The 22085-nt window shown below is 70.4% G+C and carries 23 protein-coding genes; 4 read left to right on the top strand and 19 right to left on the bottom strand.

Features of this window, described 5'->3' with window-relative positions:
- Positions 1–78 precede the first annotated feature (78 nt).
- A complete protein-coding gene (locus NO998_RS05765) occupies positions 79–420 on the bottom strand; it encodes a glutaredoxin family protein (RefSeq protein ID WP_267646120.1) in 342 nt (113 codons plus the stop codon).
- A gap of 86 nt (positions 421–506) precedes the next feature.
- On the opposite strand from NO998_RS05765, the gene NO998_RS05760 reads away from it, so the two are divergent.
- A complete protein-coding gene (locus tag NO998_RS05760; protein WP_267646119.1) occupies positions 507–854 on the top strand; it encodes a helix-turn-helix transcriptional regulator in 348 nt (115 codons plus the stop codon).
- 59 nt (positions 855–913) lie between these two features.
- On the opposite strand, the gene NO998_RS05755 is transcribed toward NO998_RS05760, so the two are convergent.
- Genes NO998_RS05755 through folP form a run of 6 tightly spaced genes read right to left on the bottom strand, consistent with a single transcriptional unit; the run spans position 914 to position 6421 of the window.
- A complete protein-coding gene (locus tag NO998_RS05755) occupies positions 914–1318 on the bottom strand; it encodes a GNAT family N-acetyltransferase (RefSeq protein WP_267646118.1) in 405 nt (134 codons plus the stop codon).
- A gap of 7 nt (positions 1319–1325) precedes the next feature.
- Positions 1326–2096, bottom strand: a complete 771-nt coding sequence (psmA, locus tag NO998_RS05750) for an archaeal proteasome endopeptidase complex subunit alpha (RefSeq protein ID WP_267646117.1) — start codon at positions 2094–2096, stop codon at positions 1326–1328.
- A gap of 2 nt (positions 2097–2098) precedes the next feature.
- Positions 2099–2578 carry an Rpp14/Pop5 family protein gene (locus NO998_RS05745; RefSeq protein WP_267646116.1) on the bottom strand — a complete coding sequence of 160 codons (480 nt, stop codon included), beginning with the start codon at positions 2576–2578 and terminating at the stop codon, positions 2099–2101.
- Positions 2575–3183, bottom strand: a complete 609-nt coding sequence (locus tag NO998_RS05740) for a class I SAM-dependent methyltransferase (RefSeq protein WP_267646115.1) — start codon at positions 3181–3183, stop codon at positions 2575–2577. The genes NO998_RS05745 and NO998_RS05740 overlap by 4 nt, the downstream gene beginning before the upstream one ends.
- Complete coding sequence (locus NO998_RS05735) at positions 3180–3899, bottom strand: RNase P subunit p30 family protein (protein ID WP_267646114.1); 720 nt, start codon at positions 3897–3899, stop codon at positions 3180–3182. Before NO998_RS05735 ends, NO998_RS05740 begins: the two co-directional genes overlap by 4 nt.
- Positions 3896–6421, bottom strand: a complete 2526-nt coding sequence (gene folP / locus NO998_RS05730) for a dihydropteroate synthase (RefSeq protein ID WP_267646113.1) — start codon at positions 6419–6421, stop codon at positions 3896–3898. Before folP ends, NO998_RS05735 begins: the two co-directional genes overlap by 4 nt.
- Before the next feature lie 278 nt (positions 6422–6699).
- Between folP and NO998_RS05725 the strand changes: the two genes are divergently transcribed.
- Entirely contained in the window at positions 6700–7941 is a 1242-nt protein-coding gene (locus NO998_RS05725) for an adenosylhomocysteinase (protein WP_267646112.1), read from the top strand.
- Positions 7942–7971: 30 nt separating this feature from the next.
- On the opposite strand, the gene NO998_RS05720 is transcribed toward NO998_RS05725, so the two are convergent.
- The 4 genes from NO998_RS05720 to purH form a co-directional block, all read right to left on the bottom strand.
- Complete coding sequence (locus tag NO998_RS05720; RefSeq protein ID WP_267646111.1) at positions 7972–8754, bottom strand: energy-coupling factor transporter transmembrane component T family protein; 783 nt, start codon at positions 8752–8754, stop codon at positions 7972–7974.
- The gene (locus NO998_RS05715) at positions 8751–10622 is read right to left on the bottom strand and encodes an ABC transporter ATP-binding protein (RefSeq protein ID WP_267646110.1); all 1872 of its coding nucleotides are present in this window, start codon (positions 10620–10622) and stop codon (positions 8751–8753) included. The genes NO998_RS05720 and NO998_RS05715 overlap by 4 nt, the downstream gene beginning before the upstream one ends.
- Before the next feature lie 42 nt (positions 10623–10664).
- Positions 10665–11459: a QueT transporter family protein gene (locus tag NO998_RS05710; RefSeq protein WP_267646109.1), complete on the bottom strand. Its 795-nt coding sequence runs from the start codon at positions 11457–11459 to the stop codon at positions 10665–10667.
- A gap of 100 nt (positions 11460–11559) precedes the next feature.
- On the bottom strand, positions 11560–13173 hold the full coding sequence (gene purH / locus NO998_RS05705; protein WP_267646108.1) for a bifunctional phosphoribosylaminoimidazolecarboxamide formyltransferase/IMP cyclohydrolase: 1614 nt from the start codon (positions 13171–13173) through the stop codon (positions 11560–11562).
- A gap of 177 nt (positions 13174–13350) precedes the next feature.
- Between purH and purB the strand changes: the two genes are divergently transcribed.
- On the top strand, positions 13351–14742 hold the full coding sequence (gene purB / locus NO998_RS05700) for an adenylosuccinate lyase (protein ID WP_267646107.1): 1392 nt from the start codon (positions 13351–13353) through the stop codon (positions 14740–14742).
- 123 nt (positions 14743–14865) lie between these two features.
- Here the strand turns inward: purB and NO998_RS05695 are convergent, their stop codons facing one another.
- A complete protein-coding gene (locus NO998_RS05695) occupies positions 14866–15105 on the bottom strand; it encodes a DUF8143 family protein (protein WP_267646106.1) in 240 nt (79 codons plus the stop codon).
- A gap of 77 nt (positions 15106–15182) precedes the next feature.
- Here NO998_RS05695 and NO998_RS05690 point away from each other — a divergent pair, with 77 nt between their 5' ends.
- Positions 15183–15413 (top strand): zinc ribbon domain-containing protein, encoded by a 231-nt coding sequence (locus NO998_RS05690; RefSeq protein WP_267646104.1) that lies wholly within the window; start codon positions 15183–15185, stop codon positions 15411–15413.
- 57 nt (positions 15414–15470) lie between these two features.
- Here the strand turns inward: NO998_RS05690 and NO998_RS05685 are convergent, their stop codons facing one another.
- Genes NO998_RS05685 through dapA form a run of 7 tightly spaced genes read right to left on the bottom strand, consistent with a single transcriptional unit; the run spans position 15471 to position 21998 of the window.
- The gene (locus NO998_RS05685; protein ID WP_267646103.1) at positions 15471–15908 is read right to left on the bottom strand and encodes a hypothetical protein; all 438 of its coding nucleotides are present in this window, start codon (positions 15906–15908) and stop codon (positions 15471–15473) included.
- A 47-nt stretch (positions 15909–15955) separates the two neighbouring features.
- On the bottom strand, positions 15956–17155 hold the full coding sequence (locus NO998_RS05680; RefSeq protein ID WP_267646102.1) for a M20/M25/M40 family metallo-hydrolase: 1200 nt from the start codon (positions 17153–17155) through the stop codon (positions 15956–15958).
- On the bottom strand, positions 17152–18135 hold the full coding sequence (gene dapF, locus NO998_RS05675; protein WP_267646101.1) for a diaminopimelate epimerase: 984 nt from the start codon (positions 18133–18135) through the stop codon (positions 17152–17154). Before dapF ends, NO998_RS05680 begins: the two co-directional genes overlap by 4 nt.
- Complete coding sequence (gene lysA, locus NO998_RS05670; RefSeq protein WP_267646100.1) at positions 18132–19421, bottom strand: diaminopimelate decarboxylase; 1290 nt, start codon at positions 19419–19421, stop codon at positions 18132–18134. Before lysA ends, dapF begins: the two co-directional genes overlap by 4 nt.
- Positions 19418–20251, bottom strand: coding sequence for a 2,3,4,5-tetrahydropyridine-2,6-dicarboxylate N-succinyltransferase (locus tag NO998_RS05665; RefSeq protein WP_267646099.1), 834 nt, complete (start codon positions 20249–20251; stop codon positions 19418–19420). The genes lysA and NO998_RS05665 overlap by 4 nt, the downstream gene beginning before the upstream one ends.
- Positions 20252–20295: 44 nt before the next feature.
- Positions 20296–21096 carry a 4-hydroxy-tetrahydrodipicolinate reductase gene (dapB, locus tag NO998_RS05660; RefSeq protein WP_267646098.1) on the bottom strand — a complete coding sequence of 267 codons (801 nt, stop codon included), beginning with the start codon at positions 21094–21096 and terminating at the stop codon, positions 20296–20298.
- Positions 21096–21998, bottom strand: a complete 903-nt coding sequence (dapA, locus tag NO998_RS05655) for a 4-hydroxy-tetrahydrodipicolinate synthase (RefSeq protein WP_267646097.1) — start codon at positions 21996–21998, stop codon at positions 21096–21098. Before dapA ends, dapB begins: the two co-directional genes overlap by 1 nt.
- Positions 21999–22085: the final 87 nt, after the last annotated feature.

Raw genomic sequence — 22085 nt, 5'->3', positions numbered from 1 at the left:
CCGCGGTCGGCGCGCCGCGGGAACGCGAGTACGTCGGTTGCTAGGCCGTCGAGCCTTTTATCTGTTGTTGCCCGCGATTCAGGGGCCAGCACGGACGGTCTCGGCGAGTTCGTCGCGCTCGTCGAGCTCCGCGAGAATATCGCTGCCGCCGACGAACTCCCCGTCGACGAACGCCTGCGGGATCGTTTCCCACCCCGACTCCTCCTCGAGAACGGTACGATACTGGTCGAGCGCCGGCAGCACGTCGACGGTTTCGAACTCCGCGCGGTACTGCGAGAGGAGTTGGACCGCGCGCTGGGAGTAGCCACACTGGGGCATCAGCCGGTTGCCCTTCATGAACAGGACGATCTCGTTCTCCGATAGGGCCTCCTCGACCCGATCACGGACGTCCTCCTCGGTGAGTTCGCTCTGGGAGCTCATGTCGTCGGTAAGTAGGGGGCTGGCTCGGATAACGGTTGCGCCGCGGGGACGGTAGCCTTTAACCACCGGACCTCGAACGGTCCCGTATGAGCGCGGCCGAGTTCGACCTCAGCGAAGACGAGCGGCGGGCGCTGGAGCTTGTCCGGGACTCCGGCGGTATCTACCAGAGCGACTTCTGGAAGGAACTCGACATCTCCTCGCGCAAGGGGAGCCGTATCGCGGAGGCCCTTGCCGAGGAGGAACTGATCCAGCGCGAGGAAGCGGTGTACAACGGACACAACACCTACCTCCTGAAGCCCCGTACCCGCGACCTCGATTTCTCGCTACTGATGGCCGGGGACATGCTGACGCCGTTCATCGGCGAGGAGGAGGTCGACCCGCAGTCCGACGCCTTCTCCCAGTGGCTGATGACGCTGGCTTACGAGGAGTACTGAGCCACCGCGGCGCCTGACGTCCCTTTTCACACACTTGCCGCGACGCCCCAGCCTCGGCGCTACCGGACGCGGTAGTACATCCCCTGTGAGGCGGGCGCCGTCCGCTCGAACCCCCACTGTTCGTAGAACCCCTCCACGTCGGCCATGAGGTTCACGTACGCCGACGACGGCGCGGTTTCCTCGATCCAGTCCATCAGCGCGTCCATCAGTCGGCTGCCCAGCCCCTGTCGCTGGTGGTCTGGGTGGACGGCCATGTCACAGACGTGGTAGACCGACCCGTCGTCGCCGACGACCCGGGCCATACCGACCGTCTCGTCGGCCTCGTCGACGACCGTTACGGCGTACAGGCTGTTCGGGAGCCCGCGCTCGACGGCCTCGCGCGAGCGCTCGCTCATGCCCGCCGCCGCGCGGAGTTCCAGAAACCGTTCGACTGTCGGCGGGGATTCGCGGAGTTCGTAGCCCACGGACGCCCTACTCCCCGGCGGCCTCGTCGTCGCCGGCCTCGTCGTCGTCGCTCGGAAGCAGGTCGCGCTTCTCGAGGTGCTCCTCGATCTCGTCGTCGGGAAGCTGGACGTACTCGGCGGTCTCGGCGTCGATGGTCGCAAGGTCGACCCCCTCGGGGGTGAGCTCCTCGTCGTCGGCGACGGTGAGCGCCGAGAGCGCGAGGTCGACGCCGTCCTCGAGGCTCATCTCGTCGTCGTACTCGGCTTCGAGATGCTCGCGGATGTCGTTGCGGTTGGCGCCGACCGAGAGCGCGCGCCACTCGTAGGGGGTGCCGCTCGGGTCACACTCGAACAGGCGGGGCTCGCCGTTCGTGACCCCGCCGACGATCAGCGAGACGCCGAACGGGCGGGCGCCGCCGTACTGGGTGTACTGCTGGATGAAGTCCGTGACCGTCTTGGTCAGCGTCTCGACGGCGATGGGTTCGCCGTAGCGCAGGCGGTTGACCTGCGACTCGCGGCGGGCCACGTCGATCAGCTTGCGCGCGTCGGCGACGTGGCCGGCGCTGGCGATGCCGATGTGCTCGTCGGCCTTGTGGAGTTTCTCGACGGAGTCCGGTTCGATCATCTCCGAGCGGCGGCGCTTGTCCGCCGCGAGCACGACGCCCTCGGCGGTCCGGACGCCGACGCTGGGCGAGCCGCGCTTGACCGCCTCGCGGGCGTACTCGACCTGATACAGTCGCCCGTCGGGCGAGAAGATAGTGATACCGCGGTCGTAGGCCTGCTGTTGTTGTCCTTGCATGGTCAGTCGGTCTCGTTGACGGTCGCGCCGAGCCAGCCCGCGGGCGCCTCGATGTCGACGACGCCGTGCCGGCGGTGGGCCGGGAGATCCGCACCTTCGAACGCGACCTCTCTCAACTCGGAGTTGGGGGCTGGATCGCCTAAATAGCTTTCCGAAGCCCCGGCGACGCTCCCGGAGACGCCGGTGACCCGCAGGCCGACGGGGTGACCGTTCACCTCGTCCACACAGGCCAGTGCGGCACGGGCCGCCTCGACCTCGCCGCGGCGGGCGCGGACGACCGCGCCGCCGGCGCCGTCCTCGAGGCGGTAGCGAAGCAGTCGGAGGTCGGCGTCGGCGCTCCCCGGGTCGCCCAGCAAGTTCTGGCCCGCGTACCAGAGTTCGCGCTGGAACGCGCGCCGACCGATCTCGGCGTCGGGCCACGTCTCCAGCGCCACCGCGAGGTAGCGCCAGCGCGGCTGGAGGTGTTTGGGGAGGTGCTTCATCGGTCGGCGACGAGCACCCCGTACTGGTCGCCCACGAGTGTCGCGTCGCTCACGACGAAGCCCGCGTCGGTCAGTGCCTCGACGAGGACGCCGACGGTCGCCGGATCGTCGACCTCCGGCGCGTACTGTTCCTCGCCCTCGGGAATCGCCGCCGAGAGCATCACGTCCCCGAGCACGAACCGCCGCGGGTCGATGGCGGCGATGGCGTCGATGGCCTCGCGTTTCTCGTCGTCCGCGAGGTGATGCATCGCGAAGTTGGAGACGACCACGTCGACGTCGGCGTCCTCGGGGACGTTCGGCTCGCGGAAGCGGCCCTCGCCGAACTCGACGTTCCCGTGGCCCGCGGCTTCGGCTTTGCGCCGCGCCTCGGCGAGCATCCCCTCGCTGATGTCCCGGCCGATCACCCGGCCTGCCGCCGGCGCCAGCGCGAGCGCAATTGCGCCCGTGCCCGTCCCGAGGTCGAGGACCGTCTCCTCGGGGCGGGGGTCGGCGGCCTCGACGACCATCGACGCGCAGGCGGCGTACTCGTCGCTGTCCTGTGCCTCGTCGTACTCTTCGGCGATCTCGGAGAACCGGGCGGCGTGGTCGGCGATGGAGCGCTTCATTCGTATCGCCCCCGTTTGACCCCCGGAGAGATGAACGAATCGGACAGGCGCTCGCGGTTCCGAACCGCGAGCCGTCCCCACTCGGCCAACCCCTCCCGGACGCCGTCGGCGCCGAGGCCGATCTGTTCGCCCAGCGCGGCCAGTTCGCGGGGGGCACGCAGCCGGAGGTGGGAGGTCGGCGTCGCACTCACCACGTACGGCGCGTCGTAGTAGTCGATCAGCTCCCGGAGTTTCCGGAGTTTCCGGAGTTTCCGGACCCGCGTGCCGCCGTCGTCCCGGAGCACCACCCCCAGGTCGAACTCGATACGCACGCCGTGTTCGACGGCCTCCTTCACGAGGACGTGGTTCACGTCGCCCCCGCCCTCGAAGGGCCGCGCCAGCACGTCGACGCGGTCCTGTTCCACCGCGAACCGGTTGAGTGCGTCCGTCCCACCGCGGACCAGCAGGACCGTGCAGTCGCTCCGGTGGTTCCCGACCGCGCCACTCGCGCCCTCGGGGTCGGCGGCGTCGATCTCGATGCCCCGAACCACGTCGATTCCCTGGCGGTCAGCGAGTTCGTGGCGGTCGTAGTCCGCCTCGCGCGTGCGGACGACCATCCCGTCGAAGCCGTACTCCGCGGCGGTCTTGGCCTGCCGGGCAGCCGTCGATTGCCCCTCGGGATCGGCGTAGACCGCTTCGTACGGCCCGAACTCCCCGACGGGGGTGTCGCCGCTCACGGCTCGAACCCCTCCGGGTCGTCGGCGGCGTCGGCGACGTTCGCGGCGGCGACGTTCGCGGCCACGTCGTGGACCCGGACCACGTCGGCGCCGTTGCGGGCCGCGAGCGCGGTCGCGGCGACCGTCGAGTGGGGCGCGTCGCCCGCTTCCTCGCCGGTCAGCCCGAACATCGACTTGTGGGAGTGGCCAAAAAGGAGCGGACAGCCGAGCGCGTCGAACTCCGCCAGTCGGTCGAGGAGTTCGAAGGACTCCCGGGCGGTCTTGCCGAAGCCGATACCGGGGTCGATCACGACCTGCTCGCGGGCGACACCGGCCTTCTCGGCGGCAAGCAGCCGGGCTTTGAGTTCGCGTACGGTCTCCTCCACCACGTCGTCGTACTCGACCTCCGTACTCGGGTCGACCGGCGCCTCGATCGAGTGCATCAGGACGACCGGGACGCCCGTCTCGGCGACGACACGGCGCATCTCGGGGTCTTTCAGTCCCTCCACGTCGTTCAGCACGTCGGCGCCGGCGGCAACGACGGCGCGGGCGACCTCGGGTCGGCGCGTGTCGACCGATATCGGCACGTCCAGTTCGGCCAGTTCCTCGACGACCGGAACGACGCGGTCGAGTTCCTCCTCGATCTCGACGGGGTCGGCGCCCGGGCGGGTGCTCTCCCCGCCCACGTCGATTGCGTCGGCGCCGGCGTCGACCATCGCCTCGGCGCGAGCGACGGCGTCCTCGATCCGCTCGTACTCGCCGCCGTCGTGGAACGAGTCCGGCGTGACGTTCAGGATCCCCATGACGGCGGTGCGGTCTTCCGGCCACGGGAGGTCGCGCTCTGGTGGCCTGTGCTGGATGCCCAACTGCTCGCGGATCTCCTCGCCCAACTCAGAGAGTCCCCAGGGCTGGCCCTGTAGCTTCTCGGCGAGCCGTTTGAACTGCGCCATCGTCCCGGAGAGCACCACGTCGTGGAGTTCGCCGCCCGACCGGAGCGCGGAGGCCGAGCACTCGCCGTCCAGCGAGAGCATCTCCTGTTTGAGGTACTCGGCCTGTCGCTCCTGGACCCGCGTGTGGAGCACGCGGTGGTCTGCCTTCCCGCGCATCCGCCAGATGCCGGGTTCGGAGACCTGTGCGTCCCGCAGGACCGTCTCGGCCTCGCCGATTGAGTCGACGCGCTTGGGGACGTGGAGTCGCGTCCACGTCGTTCGTGCCTCGGCGACGGCGTAGAGCGACCCGGTCACGAGCACCGCGTCGTCGTCGCCGGCGGCCGCCTGCGCTTTCGAGAGCGCGTTGGCCACGGAGCCGGTGACGGTCACGTCGTCGTAGCCGGCGTCCTCGAACGTGCGCCCGAGCACTTCGGGGTCCTCCGCCCGGTCGATAGCGGGCGCACAGGTGGTCACCGTGGCATCGGGTAGCGCCGCCGCCATCGCCGCGGTGTCCTTGTCGTGCATCGCGGCGACGACGAGGTGGCAGTCGTCGTAGTCGAACGTCGAGAGCGTCTGGGTGACGGTCTCGCAGGCCTCGGGGTTATGTGCGCCGTCGAGCACCGTCAGCGGCGACTGACCCATCACTTCGAAGCGCCCCGGCCAGTCCGCGCGGGCCAACCCGCGCTCCAGCGCGGTCCGGTCCACGTCCACGCCGAGTTCGGCGCCGACCTGTCGGGCCAGCGTGCAGGCGATCCCGGCGTTCATCGCCTGGTGCTCGCCCAGCAGCGGGATCTCGGCGTCGACTGACCAGTCGTCGGCGGCCACCGAGACGGCGGCCTGCTGGTGGGTCACCCGGCCGTCGTAGGCGACGGTGACGTCCGGATGCGCGCCGCCAGCGTGGCGGTCCGCTTCGGTCGCGCCCTCGCCCTGCCAGTCGTCCTCGCCGACGGTGACGACGCCAGTCGCGCCGACATCTTCGGCGACCTCGCGGATCGTCGACAGCGCCGCGCCCTCGGCGCCGGTGATCAGCGGGCGGTCCTTCGGGGCGACGTGGGCTTTGGTTTCGGCGATCTCCTCGACGGTGTCACCGAGGACGTTCGTGTGTTCGAGCGAGACGTTCGTGAGCGCGCTCGCGACCGGCTGGATCGCGGAGGTCGCGTCGAGTTCGCCGCCGAGGCCGACTTCCAGCACGGCCACGTCCACGTCGGCGCGCTCGAACTGCCAGATCGCCATGGCGGTGACGACCTCGAAGAACGTGAGCGGCGCGCCGTCGGCGGCGCGGTCGACCAGCCACGGTTTCGTCTCCCCGACGAACTCGGCGACGGCCGAGCGGGGCATCTCCCGGCCGTCGATCCGCACCCGCTCGGTCATCGTTTCCAGATGGGGCGAGGTGTAGAGCCCAACCGAGAGCCCGGCCTCCCGCAGCGCGGACTCGACCATCCGGGCGGTGCTGCCCTTCCCGTTGGTGCCGGCGACTTGGACGTACGCGGGGCCGCTCTCGGGGGCCGTATCCACGCCGACTGCCGCGAGCAGGTCCTGCACCGACTCGACCCCGGGGTCCACGCCGAACCGCCGGAGGTCGAACAGGAAGTTCGCGGCCTCGTGGTAGTGCATGGTCGACGTTGCGGCCGGTGGGCGTTTGGCCGTTTCGGACGCGGGCGGCGTCGCCGGAGGTAGCGCTAACCGTCGATCACGTCGTGGCGACCCAGCGGAACGGCTCGCGTCGTCTCGTGAGCGTGTCGTCGATGGGGGCCGCCACAGGGTGGAGCCGTGGGGCCCTGAGAGGTGTTGGTGGTACAATTGTCGGCCGGTGGATATTTTCCCGCCGAGTGACCCTCGCGACGTTGGCCGCCTTCGGTCGCTTTATCGGCCCCGGGGCGAACGGTCCAGCCGTGTCAACTACTGACGATCCGCTCGCGTGGGCACGGGAGTACACGCCGGTGCTCCAGTCCCTCGGCGACGAACACGAAGACGACGAACCGCTCGCTGGCTACACGATCGGCCTCGCGACCCACATGGAGGCCGTCTCGGGCTGTCTGGTCGAGGCGCTGGCCCGCGCTGGCGCGGACGTGCTGTTCACCGCCTCCGAGCCCCAGTCCACCCATGGCGACGTGGTCGAGTACCTCGACGCCCAGCCCGGCATCACGGCCTACGTCTGGGAGGGGATGAGCGACGACGAGTTCGACGAGGCCCAGCACGAACTCCTCGAACAGGAGCCGGACTTCCTGCTCGACGACGGCTGTGAACTGATCGCGAAGGTCCACGACGACCACCCCGAGGTCGCCGAGAACGTACTCGGCGGCGGCGAACAGACCACTGCCGGGATCACCCGCGCCGAAGCGATGGACGAGGAGGGTGTGCTCGAGTTCCCCGTCTACGGGGTCAACGACACGCCGATGAAGCACTACTTCGACAACGTCCACGGCACCGGCGAATCCGCGCTGGTGAACGTCTCCATCACCACCAACACCGTCATCACGGGCCAGACGGTCGTCGTCGCCGGCTACGGCTACTGTGGCCGCGGCATCGCCCGCAAGGCCCGCGGGATGGGCGCACAGACGGTCGTCACCGAGGTCGAACCCCGCAAGGCGCTGCAGGCACACATGGACGGCCATCGCGTCGCCTCGATGGATGAAGCTGCCGGGATCGGCGACATCTTCATCACCAGCACCGGCACCCGGGACGTGCTCCGCCGGGAGCACTTCGAGGCGATGCAGGACGGCGCCCAGCTCGCCAACGCCGGCCACTTCGACGTGGAGATCGACCTCGACGGCCTCGAGGCGTACGCCGAGACCGTCACCGAGCCCAAGGAGGGGATCACCCGCTACGAGACGCCCGACGGCCGCTACCTGAACCTGCTCGCGGACGGCCGGCTGGTGAACCTCACCGGGCCGGCCAGCGAGGGCCACCCCGCAGAGATCATCGACACGACCCACGCGATGATGTTCGTCACCGCCTACGACCTGCTGACGCGTGATCACGGTCTCGGGCCGGGGCTGTACGCGATCCCCGACCGGCTGGACCGCGACGTGGCCGATCGCAAGCTGGCGACGCTGGACATCGACATCGACGCCGTCACCGAAGCACAGGAGGAGTACGCCGAGGACTGGCGCAACGAGGGCAGCGCGTTCTGAAGGAAACCGGCCGGGCGGTCCGGTCCGCCCTCAGAACGTCCCGACACCAACCGTCGACAGCGCGATCGACGCGATGGAGACCGCGACGGTGGCTCCGACCGCGAGCCAGTCCCGAGTCGCGAAGGTGGACTCGCGGTAGAACGTGCGCTCGCTCCGCGTGTCGAACCCGCGAGCCTCGAGTGCCATCGACTGCGTCTCGATGTTCCGGAACGCGGTCATGAACACCGGGATCAGCAGCGGAATGAAGCTGCGTGCCCGTTCGATCGGGTTCTTCGAGGAGATCTCCAGCCCGCGAGCCTCCTGGGCCTGCCGCACCGTCCCCGCGGCGTCGAGGAACGTCGGGAACAGCCGGAGCGCGGTGCCGACAGCGAAACAGAACGCGTAGGGAAGCCCCAGCCCGCGCATCCCGCGGACGATCTCCTCGTTCGAGGTGGTCGAGACGTACACCAGCCCCCCAAGGATGAAGGAGGTGATCCGCAGCGAGCGCCCGAGCGCGAACAGCGTCTGCTGCTCGGTCAGGAACACCGGCCCGACATCGACGACGACCGGGCCGCCCCGTTCGACGAACCCCGGCCAGACGACGAGGCCGACGATGAACAGCGCGACGATGATGAACCAGACCCGCCGGAGGTTGCGCAGCCCCCCGCCGATCCAGAGCCCGATCAGCGCCGCCACGAACGGGATCGCGATGAACGCCGGGCGGCCGAACGTGTACGCCGGGACCGCCATCGCCAGCAGGAGCGCCAACTTCGCCCGCGGGTCGAGACGGTGCAGGAAGCTGTCGGCGTCGACGTACAGGGAGGTGCTGCTCATCGGTCCTCACCCTCCGTCGTCGCCGAGGCGGCGTCGCCGACCGGCTCCGCGTCCGCCAGCGCGTCGGTGCCGCCAAGCGCCGTCGCCAACTCGTCGGCAGTGAGCGCGGTCGGTTCGTCGCCCCGGATCGCGTTCGCACACGCCGCCGGGTGCGGCGGGACGAGGTCGTACTCCGCGAGCGTCGCATCGTCGCCGAACAGCTCTCTGCTCGGGAGGTCGTCGGCGACGGCGCCGTCCCGCATCACCACGGTTCGGGGGGCGTACCGCGCGACGGTGCCCATGTCGTGGGTCACCATCACCACCGTCACCCCCTCCTCGCGGTTGAGTTCGGCGACGAGGTCCATGAACTGTCGCTGCTGGGTCGCGTCCAGCCCCGTCGTCGGCTCGTCGAAGACGATGACCTCCGGGTCGGTCGCGAGGATGCCCGCGAGGGCGACGCGCTGGCGCTGGCCCTTCGAGAACGCGAACGGGTCGGCGTCGTCAAGCCCATCGAGTTCGACGGTTTCGAGCGCACGGTCGACGCGACGGTCGAGCTCTTCGCCCTCCAGCCCGAAGTTCTCCGGGCCGAAGGCGACCTCCTCCCGCACGGTTTCGGCGAATATCTGGTGGTCGGGGTTCTGGAACACGTACCCGACCTCGCGACCGATCTCACCCATCCCGTAATCCGGCACGGGCCGGCCCCGGTAGCTGACCGTGCCCTCGTCGGCCTCGTGAAGCCCGTTGAAGTGCTTTGCCAGAGTGGTCTTGCCGCTGCCGTTGTGGCCGACCAGCGCCACCACCTCGCCCTCCCGAACCGTCAGGTCGACGCCGTCGACGGCGGTCACCGGCCCGCGGTCGGTCTCGTAGGCGAAGCGCACGTCCGAGAGTTCGAACAGCGGGTCGCCAGGGTCCGCGCCGGTTCCGCCCGGCGCGACGCCGAGGTCGGCCGGCGCCTCGTACCCGGCGTCGGCAGCCTCGACCCGCGTGCGGGCTTCCGCGGGCAGCAACGGCAGGTCGTTCTCGGGCCAGCCGAGTTCGTCGAACGCCTCGACCAGCGGCGGGACGGCGACTCGGGCCGCCGCGAGCGCGTCGGTGTCGGTGAACACCTCACGGACCGTACCCGAGCGGTAGGGTTTGCCGTCCTTCAGCAGCACTGCGTGGTCAGCGAGCAGCGCTTCCTCGATCTTGTGGGTCACCATCGCGATGGTGTCCGGCCCCGACCAGTCGCCGCCGGCGGCGTCGCCGGTCGAGAGCGTGTTCACCACGTCGACGATGTCGCGGGTTCCTTTGGGGTCGAGGTCGCTCGTCGGCTCGTCGAGTACGAGCAGTTCCGGGTGGGTCGCAGCGACGCCGGCGAACACAAGGCGCTGTTTCTGGCCGCCCGAGAGCCCCGAGGGCTCGCGGTGGGGCGCCAGGTCGTCGAGGCCAACGAGTTCGAGCGACTCTTGTATGCGGGGCTCGATCTCTGCGGGCGGCACCGCGAGGTTCTCCGGGCCGAAGGCGACCTCGGCTTCGACGCTGGTGCCGAACAGCTGTGATTCGTAGTCCTGCAGCACCATCCCCACGTCGCGGGCCATCTCGCTGACCCGCGTCTCGGTGGCGTCGACGCCGAGCACGTCGACCTCGCCCCGGAACGAGCCGTCGATGAAGTCCGGGATGATCGCGTTGAACGTGCGGAGCAGCGTCGATTTTCCGCCGCCGGAGGCGCCCATCACGACCGTAAAGGAGCTGTCGGGCACCGACATATCGACGCCGCGGAGGACCGGACCCTCCCGGTCGTCCGGGTCGGTTTCCCCCGTCAGCACCTCGGGGTCGGGAAGCGTCGCGTCCCGGACGTAGGAGAACACCACGTCCCGGAGGCGTACGGCGACGTCCTCGCTGTCACTCATCGCCTGGACACCCGTGTCGGCCGCCGAAAGCCGTTTCCCTTCTCACGCTTCTCGGACGATGGCCGAGAAGTTCTCGCCGGCGACGTACGCCGCGACAGCGGTGACGAGGAAGCCGACGGCGCCGAGCCCGATCTGGGCCGTCGATCCGGGCGCTCCCCCGAGCACCAGCACCGCGATCCCGATCCAGACGAGCGGCACCACCAGCATCGCCAACGCTCCGGCGGAGTTCGCCCGACTGGGGAGGTCCTCGGTCCGGAGCACGTCGGGGTAGAGCAGCCCCATCTCCTTCACGCGGGGGTAGGCGAGGTAGAACAGCGGCGGACCGAGCACGACCGCCGAGACCGCATTGTTCGTGAGGATGATGGGCCCGAGCACCGAGAACGGCACGAGTTCCAGCGCGTCGACGACCCACGCGATGATCGCCGCACACGCCGCCGCGGCCGCGACGGCGACGGCGACGTACTCGATCAGCTGTCGGAGCCGCTGGTTCCGGAAGTCGGGCTCCTCGCCGCTCGAGAGCGGGCCGAGGTTCCCCCAGAGCTTGTAGCCGACCAGCCCGAAGAAGAAGTTCCCCACGAACCCGCCGATGCTGCCGGGACCGAACGTCCCGCCGAACACGTCGCCGATGAGGTTCCCGATCGCCGACCCCCACGCCGCAGCGGGGCCGAACGCGATGCCGAAGAACACCGGGAGGACGTTCGCCGGGCGAATGCTCGTCAGTCCCGGAAGGATCGTGAATAGCTTGAACGGAATCAACAGTGCCGCGTACACCGCCGCGACGACGGCCACCAACATTACCATCCGCGTGTCGCGCCACATCGTGAGTAGTTCTCGCATGGAACGCGTGGATGGATTGCACAGAAGGGCATAAATCCACCGTCACCACGCGACAGACATACACGAACGTGGAAGCCGTGGAATAAACGGGGCGACCCGGTCAGTCGTGCCGGAACGCGCGCTGGCCGGTCATCACCATCGCCAGCCCCAGTTCGTCTGCGGCCGCGATCACGTCGTCGTCATTGACGGAGCCGCCGGGCTGGATCACCGCCTCGACGCCGGCCTCGGCGGCTTCCTCGACGGCGTCGGGGAACGGGAAGAAGGCGTCCGAGGCGACGACAGCGCCCTCGGCGGACTTCCCTTCGGCGTCCTTCTCGGCTTTCATCGCCGCGAGCGTGACGGCGTCGACGCGGGAGACCTGCCCCATGCCGACGCCGACGGTCTCGGTGCCGTCGGCGATCAGGATGCCGTTGGACTTGACGTGTTTGAGCACCTTCCAAGCGAACAGCATCGAGTCGATCTGCTCGTCGGTCGGCTCCCGTTCGGTCACGACCTCCAAATCGTCGCGCGTGATCGTCGAGCGGTCGCGCTCCTGCACGAGCCGGCCGCCGACGAGCGCCTTCTCGGTGAAACGCTCCGTACGGTCCTCCGGGCCGAGAGTGCCGTCGGTCCGGTCGCCCACGTCGAGGACGCGGAGGTTCTTCTTCTCGGTCAGGGTGTCGAGGGCGTCGTCGGTGTAGCCCGGGGCGACGACGACCTCCTTGAACGAGTCGACGATCTCGGTCGCGGTCTCGGCGTCACACTCGCGGTTGAGGGCGACGATGCCGCCGAAGGCAGACTTGGCGTCGGTCGAGAGCGCGTCGCGGTAGGCGTCGGCGAGCGTGTCGGCGGTCGCACAGCCGGCTGGGTTGGTGTGTTTGATGACCGCGGCGGCGGGCTCCTCGAACTCCTTGATGAGGTTCAGCGCGCCGTCGGCGTCGTTGTAGTTGTTGTACGAGAGGGCCTTCGCGCCCTCGTTTAGCTGGCTCGCGTGGACGACGCTCGGCTCCTCGCTCGCGTCGGTGGCGTACACCGCGGCGTCCTGATGGGGGTTCTCCCCGTAGCGCAGCGAGTCCTCGCGGCGGTTCGAGACCGTGCGGCGTGCCGGGAGGTCGCCGTTGGTGTCGGCCGCGAGGTCGACGCCGACCGGTCGGCCCTCGTCGTCGCGTTCGACCTCGACGGCCCCCTCGGCGAACCACCGGACTGCGCGGGGATAGGCCTCGAACTCAGCCTCGTGGAGCACGCGCTCCTTCAGCGACGCCTCGTCGTCGTCCTCGAAGACGGGGACCGACTCCTGGGCCACGATCGGTCCCTCGTCGACTGCCTCTGTGACGACGTGCACCGTCGCCCCGGCGGTCCGGACGTTCGCGTCGAGGGTCTGTGCGTGGGCATCGGCCCCGGGGAACGACGGCAGCAGCGACGGGTGGACGTTCAGTACGGTGTCCACACTGTCCAGAAATTCCGGGCTCAGAACCCGCATGAACCCGTCCAGACAGAGCACGTCGAACTCGTAGTCCGCGAGGGCGTCGAGGATGCGTGCCTCGTGATCCTCGCGGGACTCGTCGTCGCCGCGCTCGACGGCGACGGCGGGAACGCCGCGATCCTCGGCGCCGTCGAGGACGGGGGCGTCCTCGCCGTTCGCGACGACGACCGAGAGCTCGGCGCCGCCGGGCGAAATGTCCGCAATGTGCAGGAGGTTTCGACCGCGGTTGCCCGCGATACCGGCGATCTTCATGGTCGACTGGCGGGCCGAACGTGCAAAGAGCGTTGCGATCGGTCGAGGGGCGGTACGCACGTCCGGGCATAGATCAGCGGCGAATCGGGGTAGATACCCACGAACGTATGCACGACAGTGCGGATCGGCGCGCTCGGCTCCGGCAGGGTTTTGTGACTGCCCGGGCGAGCGTTCGTCATGAAGGAGCTTCCCCGGGAGTCGCTGCTGGCGGCCGTCTCGCCGCTCGATGGTCGCTATGCGGGCAAGACGGCGGATCTGGTGCCGTACGCGAGCGAGGCCGCGCTGATCGAGGCCCGCCTGCGCGTCGAGGTGGAGTACCTGCTCGCGCTCGCCGATACCGACGGTGTCGACTGCGAGGTCGGGTCCGCCGAGCGAACCCGCCTCCGGGCGGTCGTCGACGAGTTCGACGCCGAGGACGCCGCGCTGGTCAAACAGATCGAGACGGAGGGGACCGAACAGTTCTCGGCGACCAACCACGACGTGAAGGCCGTCGAGTACTTCCTCCGGACCGAGACCCCCGAACGACTCCACCCGTGGATCCACTTCGGGCTCACCAGCGAGGACGTGAACAACCTCGCGAACCGGCTGAACGCGAAGGGGGCCGTCGAGGACGTGCTCCTGCCCGAAATCGCCTCGATCCGGGAGGCGTTGACCGCCATGGCCCGGGAGCACCGTGACGTACCCATGCTCGCACGCACCCACGGCCAGCCGGCGACGCCGACGACGTTCGGGAAGGAGATGGCCGTCTTCGCGGCCCGACTCGGGCGCGCCGAGGCACGGGCCCGCGCGGCCGCCGAGGAACTCTCCGGAAAGCTCGCGGGCGCGTCGGGCACCTACGCCGCCCACGTCGCCGCCTACCCCGACGAGGACTGGCGGGCGTTCTCGGCGGCGTTCGTCCACAGCCTCGGACTGGAACACACCCCGCTGGCGACGCAGATCAACCCCTGTGACGACCTCGCGGCGCTGTTCGACGCGCTCTCGGGCGTCAACAACGTCCTCGTCGACCTCGACCGGGACGTGTGGCGCTACGTCTCCGACCGCTACCTCGGCCAGGAGAGCGAGGCCGGCGAGACCGGCTCCTCGACGATGCCCCACAAGGTCAACCCCATCGACTTCGAGAACAGCGAGGGGAACCTCTCGAAGGCCAACGCCGACCTCACCTTCCTTCGGGACTACGTCACCACTTCCCGGCTCCAGCGGGACCTCTCCGACTCGACGGTCAAGCGAAACGTCGGTGCCGCCTTCGCCCACTGCCTGATCGGCTACCGTAAGACCGCGTCGGGGCTGGGGAAGGTCGTCCCGAACGAGCAGGTGATGCGCGAGGAACTGGAGGCCACTCCGGAGATCATCGGCGAGGCCGTCCAGACGATCCTCCGCCGCGAGGGCGACACCGCGGCCTACGAGCGGGTGAAGGACCTCACCCGCGGCCAGCGCGTGACGCTCGAGGACTTCCGCGACCTGTTCGACGACCTCGACGTGGACGAGGACGTGCGCGCGGAACTGCGCGCGCTCACGCCGGCCGGATACACCGGCATCGCCGACGAACTTGTCGACGAACTGAACGGGTAGTCCCGGGGCCGGCGATGCACTCGAACGGTGGCGAAACCTCGTCGTCGAGCGCGCCGACGAAGTCGTGGGCGGCCCGCGTCGACGCCTCCACGGCGACGGCCTCCGACACGAACCGGAGCGAAATCACCGATCCTCCTCGACTCCCCACTCCGTGTCGGTGCCCCAGTCGGTGGTGTCGTCGGTGGTGTCGCGCTCGTCGACGTCCCGTCGGGCCTCGTTAGTATCCTGTCTGACCGTCCGCTCGGCGTCGGCACGGCTCATCCGTGGGTTCCCGTCTGTCTCACGCTCGATGGCGGCCCAGAGCAGCAGCGTGCCGCCGATGGCGGCCAGCGCGAACAGGGCGAAGATACCGAACGCGGGCATGTCCACGTCGTCGGCCGGGCACCACAAACGGGTTTCGGGCGTAGCTTTTTGAGTCGCCGCCTGAAACGCTCCGCTGCATGTGCCCTCCTACCGACGACGGCCCGCGAGCGGGTGACGAGAACGGCTGCCCGAAGTGTGGCCACTCCGAGACGGAGATCGACGAGATCGCCACCAGCGGCACCGGGCTCTCGAAGATGTTCGACATCCAGAACCGGAGTTTCAAGGTCGTTACCTGTGCGAACTGTGGCTACTCGGAGCTCTACCGCGGCCAGAGCACCGGGAACATGGTCGACCTGTTCCTCGGGTAGAGGTCCGGGCGGCGACGGCCGACGCGGTCCGACGCCGCTCGGCGCCTCGAGCGCCGTTCAGAGCGCGTCGCCGATGCCCGCGACGCGGAGCATCTCCCAGTTTCGCCACAGCCAGTAGCCGACGCCGGTGCCGAGCAGCGCCGCCGAGACCAGATAGCCGAGCAGTTGGACCTCGAACACCGCCTCGGGGTTGGCGAGCGTGTAGACGAGACCCTCGCCGCCGAGCGCGGCGACGAACAGCGTCGCGAGCGCCGACAGTACCGACCCGACGAGTGCGCGTCGGCCGCGGTGGCGGGTCCCCTCGAACAGGACGACGCCGGCGACGAACACGACGGCGGTGGCGGTGACGTAGAGCGGCAGCCGCGAACCGGTGTCCTGCACCTCGCCGGAGGCCAGCGCCACGACCCCGACGAAACTCGCGGTGAGCGAGAGCGTCGAGACGGCGACGAGCAGCCCGAGCCGCGCGAGCCGGGCGCCGTCGACGAACCGTGCCATACTCCGAGCACTCGGTGCGGCTCCAAAAAAGCGGGTGGCCGATCCGATCAGTCCGCCGTGTGGTCGCCGTCCCCCAGCAACTGCTCGGTCGCGGTTCGGACCGCCGCGGCCGCGGCCCGGACCGCGGCCACGTCGACGTACTCGCGTTCGGCGTGGGCGACCGCTCCGTCCTCGTCGGCGAGGTGGCCCGGGCCGAACACGACGGTCGGCGCCGGCGCGAAGTAGGACGCCTCCGTCGCCGCACCGAACGGCCGTGTTTCGCCGCGTTCGTCCAGTCCCGCGTCGACGCTCGCGGCCGCGGCGGCGTCGGCGATGGCCGAGACGACCGGCTCCCCGGTGTCGGTGGCGAACGCCTCGAGGAACGGCGTCTCCCGCGCCGTCAGCGAGACCGACACGTCGGCGTCGCTGCCGGCGCCGTCCGCGGCGTCGAGCGCGTCCCGGAGGTGCGCTTCGAGCGCCGAACGGAACCCCTCGGCCGTTTCCGGCGGGACGCTCCGGCGGTCGATGGTGATCGCACAGCCCGCGGGTACTTGGTTCGTCGACTCCCCACCCTCGATCCCCGTCGGGACGAGCGTCGCCTCGCCCAACTGCGGGTGTGCGTCGACGGTGTCGAAGGTCTCCAGCGCGCCGAGTAGACGGCCCGCGGCCGAGACGGCGTTGACACCCGACTCGGGGCTGGCGGCGTGGGCGGCGGTCCCCGAGACCTCGATAGTCCCCTCGAACCGCCCGCGGGCGGCGGTACAGGCGTCGAGCCCGGTCGGTTCGCCGACGACGTATGCGTCGGGCGGGGGGTCGGCTGCTGGCAGGGGGTCGACCTCGGCGCCGGCTTCGCCCGGCCCGCCGGGGAGGACGTCACCGGTCATCAGCGCGTGAGCACCGGTCGAGAGCACTTCCTCGTCCGGCGTGACCGCGAGCGTGAGCGTTCCCTCGCCGTCCCACTCGGCGTCGAGGAACGCCGAGAGGAGCGCCGCGAGCGGCCCCTTCGCGTCGCAGGAGCCGCGGCCGCGGATCCGGTCGCCGTCGCGCTCGAAGGGGATGTGGGGCGCCACCGTGTCGATGTGGGTGTTGAACACGAGATGAGGCGCACCCGACCCCCGGCTGGCCCGGACGTTCCCGGCGGCGTCGACACGCGGGTCGTGGCCCCCGTCACGCAGTGCGTCGAGCAGCAGGTCGCGGGTGCCGCGTACGTCCTCGGTGGAGTCGTCCCGTACCGCGGTGGCGAGGAAGGAGACGGGATCGAAGCTCACTGCTCGTCCCCCGCCCCGTCGATCCGGTCGTCGTCGAACGCCGGGAGTTCGCCGGCGAAGCGCTTCTCAGCAGGGCCGCGCAGCCTCGCTGGCCCATCCGGGGGCACGGTGACCCCGAGGTCCCCACCGGGCGGCGAGACGGTGAGCCACTCGTCGCCCCTGCCGCCATCGGGGAGTCGGGCGAGGCGCTTGGCGGCCGCAGCGACGGCGACGGCGCCGGTCCCGCAGGCTCGCGTCTCCCCCTCGACACCGCGCTCGAAGGTGCGCTGGCGGAACCCCGCGCCGTCGACAGTTCGGGAGGCGAAGGTGACGTTCGTGCCCGCCGGGAACGCCTCGGCGTGGCGGATCGGCGGGGCAACGGCGTCGATGTCGATCTCGTCCACGTCGTCGACGAAGACGACCGCGTGTGGGACACCGGTGTTCACGGCGGTCACCGAGAGCCCGGCGGCGGGCGTGCCGTCGAGTTCGTCCAGCGTCGCGTCGATCAGCGGCTCCTCGCCCGCGAGCGGCACGTCAGCGGGAGCGAAGGAGGGCTCGCCCATTTCGACGGCGACCTCGTCACCCTCGACGACCGCGCGGCGCGTGCCGGCGGGGGTGTCGATGTCGATGGTCGTCGCGCCCGAGCGGTCGGCGGCCCACGCGGCGACACAGCGGGCGCCGTTGCCACACATCTCCGCGATGGAGCCGTCCGGTTGGACGAGCGTCATGGTGACTTCGGCGGTGTCGCTCCCCTCGGCCAGCGAGAGGAACAGCACGCCGTCGGCGCCGTGGCGGGCGGCACCGTCGTCGGCGACGCCGACCTCGCGGTCGCAGTGGATGCGGGCGAACGCCGCACGGCTGGCGGTTGGCGAGGTGTCCTCCGCCGACCCGTCGGCGTCGCCGTCGCTCGCGTGCTCGCTAACGGCCGAGTCCCAGTCCTCGTCGTCGACCACGACGAAGTCGTTGCCGGCCCCGTCGTACTTCTCGAAGGGGACGCTCATGGTTCCCCCTCGTGGCTGTGCGGGGTTGAGTCTCCCGGCGCGTCGAGGCGGCTCACGTCCGCGAGCGTCTCGCGGCGGCGCAGGACTTCACCCGCGAGGGTGACCTCCGCAGGGCGGGGCCGACTGTTGTACGTCGACGCCATCTCGTAGCCGTACGCGCCGGCGTTGCCGACCGCGAGCAGGTCGCCACGGGCGGGGCGAGGGAGCGGCCGGTTCTCACAGAGCAGGTCCGCGGTCTCACAGACCGGGCCGGCGACGGTGACGCCAACCGTCTCGCGGTCCGCGTCGACCGGGCGGTCCCCACCCCTGCCGAGGTTCCGCACGGCGTGGAAGGCGTCGTACATCGCCGGGCGCAGCAGCGCCGTCATTCCGGCGTCGGTACCCGCGACGACGGTCTCCGGAGCGTCCTTCACGGTGTTCACCCTCGTCAGCAGGACGCCCGTGTCGGCGACGACGTAGCGCCCCGGCTCGACGGCAAGCTGGCCCTCGATCTCCCCGAGTGCCTCCCGGGTCGCGTCGGCGACGGCGTCGAGGTCCAGCGCGGGGTCGTCCTCGCGGTATGGAACGCCGAAACCGCCGCCTACATCGACGGTTTCGACCGGAACCCCGTCGGCTTCGAGGTCGCGGGCCAGTTCGCCCATCCGGCGCACCAGTTCACGATGGTCCGCGAGGTCGTCGCCGGAGATTCCCGAGCCGGCGTGGGCGTGGATACCGGCGAACGCGAACGACTCGTCGATCCGGGCGGCGAGTGCCGGCGCGCGGTCGAGGCCGACGCCGAACTTCGGGTGGCCGCCGGTGACCACCTTCTCGTGGTGGCCGGCGCCCACGCCGGGGTTGACCCGGAGTCGAAGGCGGCCGTCGAACCCCCGTTCTTCGAGCCGATCGACCGTGTCAGCGGCGCCGGCGGTGATCGTCAGGTCGGGGTGGTCCCGCCACGCGCCGACGACGTACTCGAGGTCCGCGGCGGGCGGATTGACCGCGGTGTAGGTCACGTCCTCGCCCGGGACGCCGGCTCGGAGCGCGCGCCGGACCTCCCCGGCCGACGCACACTCGACCGCCAGCCCCTCGTCGTGGACGGTTTCGAGGGTTCGCCGGGCGGTGTGGGCCTTCGCGGCGTACTGGACCTCGGCGTCGGGGAACGCCCCACGGAGGCGCCGACAGTTCTCGCGGACCCGCGCTGGGTCGAAGACGTACAGCGGCGTGCCGTGCTCCTCTGCGAGGGCGCGGAGGCCCTCGGCGTCCCAGTTGCCGAGCCGGCGGACTGCGGGCGAGCCGTCGTCGCTCATTCCCGGAGCGCGCCCTCGCGCTGGGTCGCTTCCAGCGTCTCCTGTTCGAGGCTCGTGGCGACGACGGCGGGCTTGTACGCCTTGCCCGGGATCAGCTCCTCCTCGGAGACCGAGGACTCGACGTAGCGCTGGAACGCACGCCGCTCGGGCGGGAGGTGGCCGTAGACGACCTCCTCCTCAACGAGGTCGTAGACCGGAATGCGCGGCGTGAGGAGCGTGTTCTCGCCGACGACGGAGTTCTCGCCGACGACGAAGCCCGAGGTGACCCGGCAGCCCGCCCCCAGCGAGACGCCGTCCTCGACGACGACCGGGGCGTCCTCGACCGGTTCGAGCACGCCGCCGATCAGCGTGTTCGCACCGAGCTTCACGTCGGCGCCGATCTGGGCACAGGAGCCGACCACGTCGTTGGAGTCCACGAGCGCCGAGTCGTCGACGTAGGCGCCGATGTTGACGAAGCTGGGCGACATCATGATCACGTCCTCGCCGAGGTAGGAGCCGGGGCGGAGGACGGTGCCGTCGGGCGTGTTGCGCGCGCCGCGGTCGGCGAGGTCGTCGGTCTCACGCAGCGGGAGCACGTCATAGTAGTCGACGCCGCCGTAGCTCCGGGGCTGGGTCTCGCGCAGGCCGAAGTTGAGCAGGACACCCTGCTTGACCCACTCGACGGCCTCCCACTCCGCGGGGCCGACCTGCTCGGCAGCGCGGTACTCGCCCGCTTCGAGCGCGGCGAGGAAGGCATCGAGCGTGTCGAGTTCGTCGGCGCCGGCGTCGGCGGCGGTGAGGTCGTTCTGGTAGCGGGTCCACAGGTCGGTAATCTCGGTTTCGAGGGTCATTGGTGGTGGTCGGGGTTGGTGAGCGGTCGTGGTCAGTCGTCGGTTCAGAGCAGGTCGGTGAACGTGTAGCGGCCGGCGTCGCGGCCGGCGAGCGCGGCGGCGGCGTCCAGCGCGCCCTCCGCGAACACGCCGCGGTCACCCGCCGAGTGCGAGAGCGAGAGCGTCTCGCGGTTGCCGGCGAACAGCACTTCGTGCTCGCCGGTCACGTCGCCGGCGCGGCGGGCGTGGACGCCGATCTCGGTGTCGTCGCGTGGCGCCTCGCCCTCGCGGCCGTGCTGGCGTTCGGTCAGGTCCGGTCGCTCGGCCTCGATGTCCTCGACCAGCGTGAGCGCGGTGCCGCTGGGGGCGTCGCGCTTGCCGTTGTGGTGGGTCTCGGTGACCTCCACGTCGTAGCCCGGAAGCGACGTGGCGGCCTCGCGGATCGCCCTCCGGAGCGCGGCGATGCCCCGCGAGAAGTTGCTCGCGTGGAGCACCGGCACCGATTCGGCGGCGGCGTCGAGCGCACCCAGCGGGTCGGCGTCGTGGCCCTCCAGTCCGGTCGTCCCGGTGACGAACGCGATGCCGTGCTCGGCGGCGATGCCGGCGTACTCGGCGGTCGCCTCGGGCGCAGTGAAGTCGACGACGGCGTCGACGTGGTCCTCGTCCGCGAGCGCCGCGTCGAGGTGGGTGCCGACGGCCGCTTCGGCGGCCACGGAGCCGGGGGTTCGGGAGACGGCGGCGACGACTAGCACGTCCTCGCGGTCGCCGGCGGCGTCGCTGAGTTCTTCGCCCATCCGGCCGGTCGCGCCGGTGACGACGAGACGGACGGGGCCATCGGCGTCACCGTCGCCGTCCGTCGCCGCCATCAGGCTGGCACCTCCGGCGCGTCGTCTTCGAGGTCGGCGAGCGCGTCGGTGAGGTCGGCACGGAGGTCCTCCGACAGCCGGGTGAGCGGCGAACGAACGTGAGGCGGGTGCCCCTCGCGGATCGCCATGGCCTCCTTCACCGGGATCGGGTTGGTCTCGGCGAACAGTTCACGGATCAGCGGCGCCAGTTCGTAGTGGAGGTCACGGGCGCGGCCGATGTCGTCGGCCGTCGCGGCGCCGACCATCGCGCCGGTGCGCTCGGGTTCGACGTTGGCGACGACGCTGATCGTGCCGGTGCCGCCCAGCGAGCAGATCGGGAGGGTAAGGCCGTCGTCGCCGGAGAGCACGGAGAACGCCTCCTCGCGCGTGCGCTCGATGACCTCCGAGACGCGCCCGAGGTCGCCGCTGGCGGCCTTGTAGCCCTGAATATTCGGGTGTTCGGCGAGTTCGGCGACCACGTCGATGGGGACGTTCCGGCCCGTGCGCGAGGGCACGTTGTAGACGATCCCGGGCAGGTCGACGCTGTCGGCGATGGTCCGGTAGTGGTCGAGGTAGCCCGCCGCTTCGGGCTTGTTGTAGTACGGCGAGATCAGCAGGATCGCGTCGGCGCCGGCTTCTTCGGCGTCCTCGGCGAGGGAAACGGCCTCGCGGGTGGAGTTCGACCCTGCGCCGGCGATGACGGGCACGTCCTCGACGGCGTCGACGACGGTTTCGACGACTTCGGCGTGTTCGTCGTGGGTCAGGGTCGCGGACTCGCCAGTGGAGCCCACGGGGACGAGACCGTCGACGCCGGCGGCTTCGAGGCGCCGGGCGTCGGCGGCGAGTCGGTCGTGGTCGATGCGTCGGTCCTCCCCGAAGGGAGTGGTCATAGCGGGGAAAACCCCGCTGAAGGGTTCGGTCATTTGGGTGTGGTGTGGAGCGGTCGCTGCGCAGTGCGATCGTGAGTCCACCAGCGACCGGACGCCACGCCGGCCGAGAGCGGGAGAATC

Source organism: Halolamina litorea, assembly GCF_026616205.1.
Lineage (GTDB): Archaea > Halobacteriota > Halobacteria > Halobacteriales > Haloferacaceae > Halolamina > Halolamina litorea.
Note: the sequence above shows the minus strand (reverse complement) of the source record. Positions and strands in the feature narration are given on the sequence as shown.

What these genes read in the sequence shown, in the direction of transcription:
- NO998_RS05765 (WP_267646120.1), bottom strand. Translation starts at nt 420, where the DNA reads ATGAGCTCCCAGAGCGAACTCACCGAGGAGGACGTCCGTGATCGGGTC.
- NO998_RS05760 (WP_267646119.1), top strand. Translation starts at nt 507, where the DNA reads ATGAGCGCGGCCGAGTTCGACCTCAGCGAAGACGAGCGGCGGGCGCTG.
- psmA (WP_267646117.1), bottom strand. Translation starts at nt 2,096, where the DNA reads ATGCAAGGACAACAACAGCAGGCCTACGACCGCGGTATCACTATCTTC.
- NO998_RS05745 (WP_267646116.1), bottom strand. Translation starts at nt 2,578, where the DNA reads ATGAAGCACCTCCCCAAACACCTCCAGCCGCGCTGGCGCTACCTCGCG.
- NO998_RS05740 (WP_267646115.1), bottom strand. Translation starts at nt 3,183, where the DNA reads ATGAAGCGCTCCATCGCCGACCACGCCGCCCGGTTCTCCGAGATCGCC.
- folP (WP_267646113.1), bottom strand. Translation starts at nt 6,421, where the DNA reads ATGCACTACCACGAGGCCGCGAACTTCCTGTTCGACCTCCGGCGGTTC.
- NO998_RS05720 (WP_267646111.1), bottom strand. Translation starts at nt 8,754, where the DNA reads ATGAGCAGCACCTCCCTGTACGTCGACGCCGACAGCTTCCTGCACCGT.
- NO998_RS05715 (WP_267646110.1), bottom strand. Translation starts at nt 10,622, where the DNA reads ATGAGTGACAGCGAGGACGTCGCCGTACGCCTCCGGGACGTGGTGTTC.
- NO998_RS05710 (WP_267646109.1), bottom strand. Translation starts at nt 11,459, where the DNA reads ATGCGAGAACTACTCACGATGTGGCGCGACACGCGGATGGTAATGTTG.
- purH (WP_267646108.1), bottom strand. Translation starts at nt 13,173, where the DNA reads ATGAAGATCGCCGGTATCGCGGGCAACCGCGGTCGAAACCTCCTGCAC.
- purB (WP_267646107.1), top strand. Translation starts at nt 13,351, where the DNA reads ATGAAGGAGCTTCCCCGGGAGTCGCTGCTGGCGGCCGTCTCGCCGCTC.
- NO998_RS05695 (WP_267646106.1), bottom strand. Translation starts at nt 15,105, where the DNA reads ATGCCCGCGTTCGGTATCTTCGCCCTGTTCGCGCTGGCCGCCATCGGC.
- NO998_RS05690 (WP_267646104.1), top strand. Translation starts at nt 15,183, where the DNA reads ATGTGCCCTCCTACCGACGACGGCCCGCGAGCGGGTGACGAGAACGGC.
- NO998_RS05685 (WP_267646103.1), bottom strand. Translation starts at nt 15,908, where the DNA reads ATGGCACGGTTCGTCGACGGCGCCCGGCTCGCGCGGCTCGGGCTGCTC.
- dapF (WP_267646101.1), bottom strand. Translation starts at nt 18,135, where the DNA reads ATGAGCGTCCCCTTCGAGAAGTACGACGGGGCCGGCAACGACTTCGTC.
- lysA (WP_267646100.1), bottom strand. Translation starts at nt 19,421, where the DNA reads ATGAGCGACGACGGCTCGCCCGCAGTCCGCCGGCTCGGCAACTGGGAC.
- NO998_RS05665 (WP_267646099.1), bottom strand. Translation starts at nt 20,251, where the DNA reads ATGACCCTCGAAACCGAGATTACCGACCTGTGGACCCGCTACCAGAAC.
- dapB (WP_267646098.1), bottom strand. Translation starts at nt 21,096, where the DNA reads ATGGCGGCGACGGACGGCGACGGTGACGCCGATGGCCCCGTCCGTCTC.
- dapA (WP_267646097.1), bottom strand. Translation starts at nt 21,998, where the DNA reads ATGACCGAACCCTTCAGCGGGGTTTTCCCCGCTATGACCACTCCCTTC.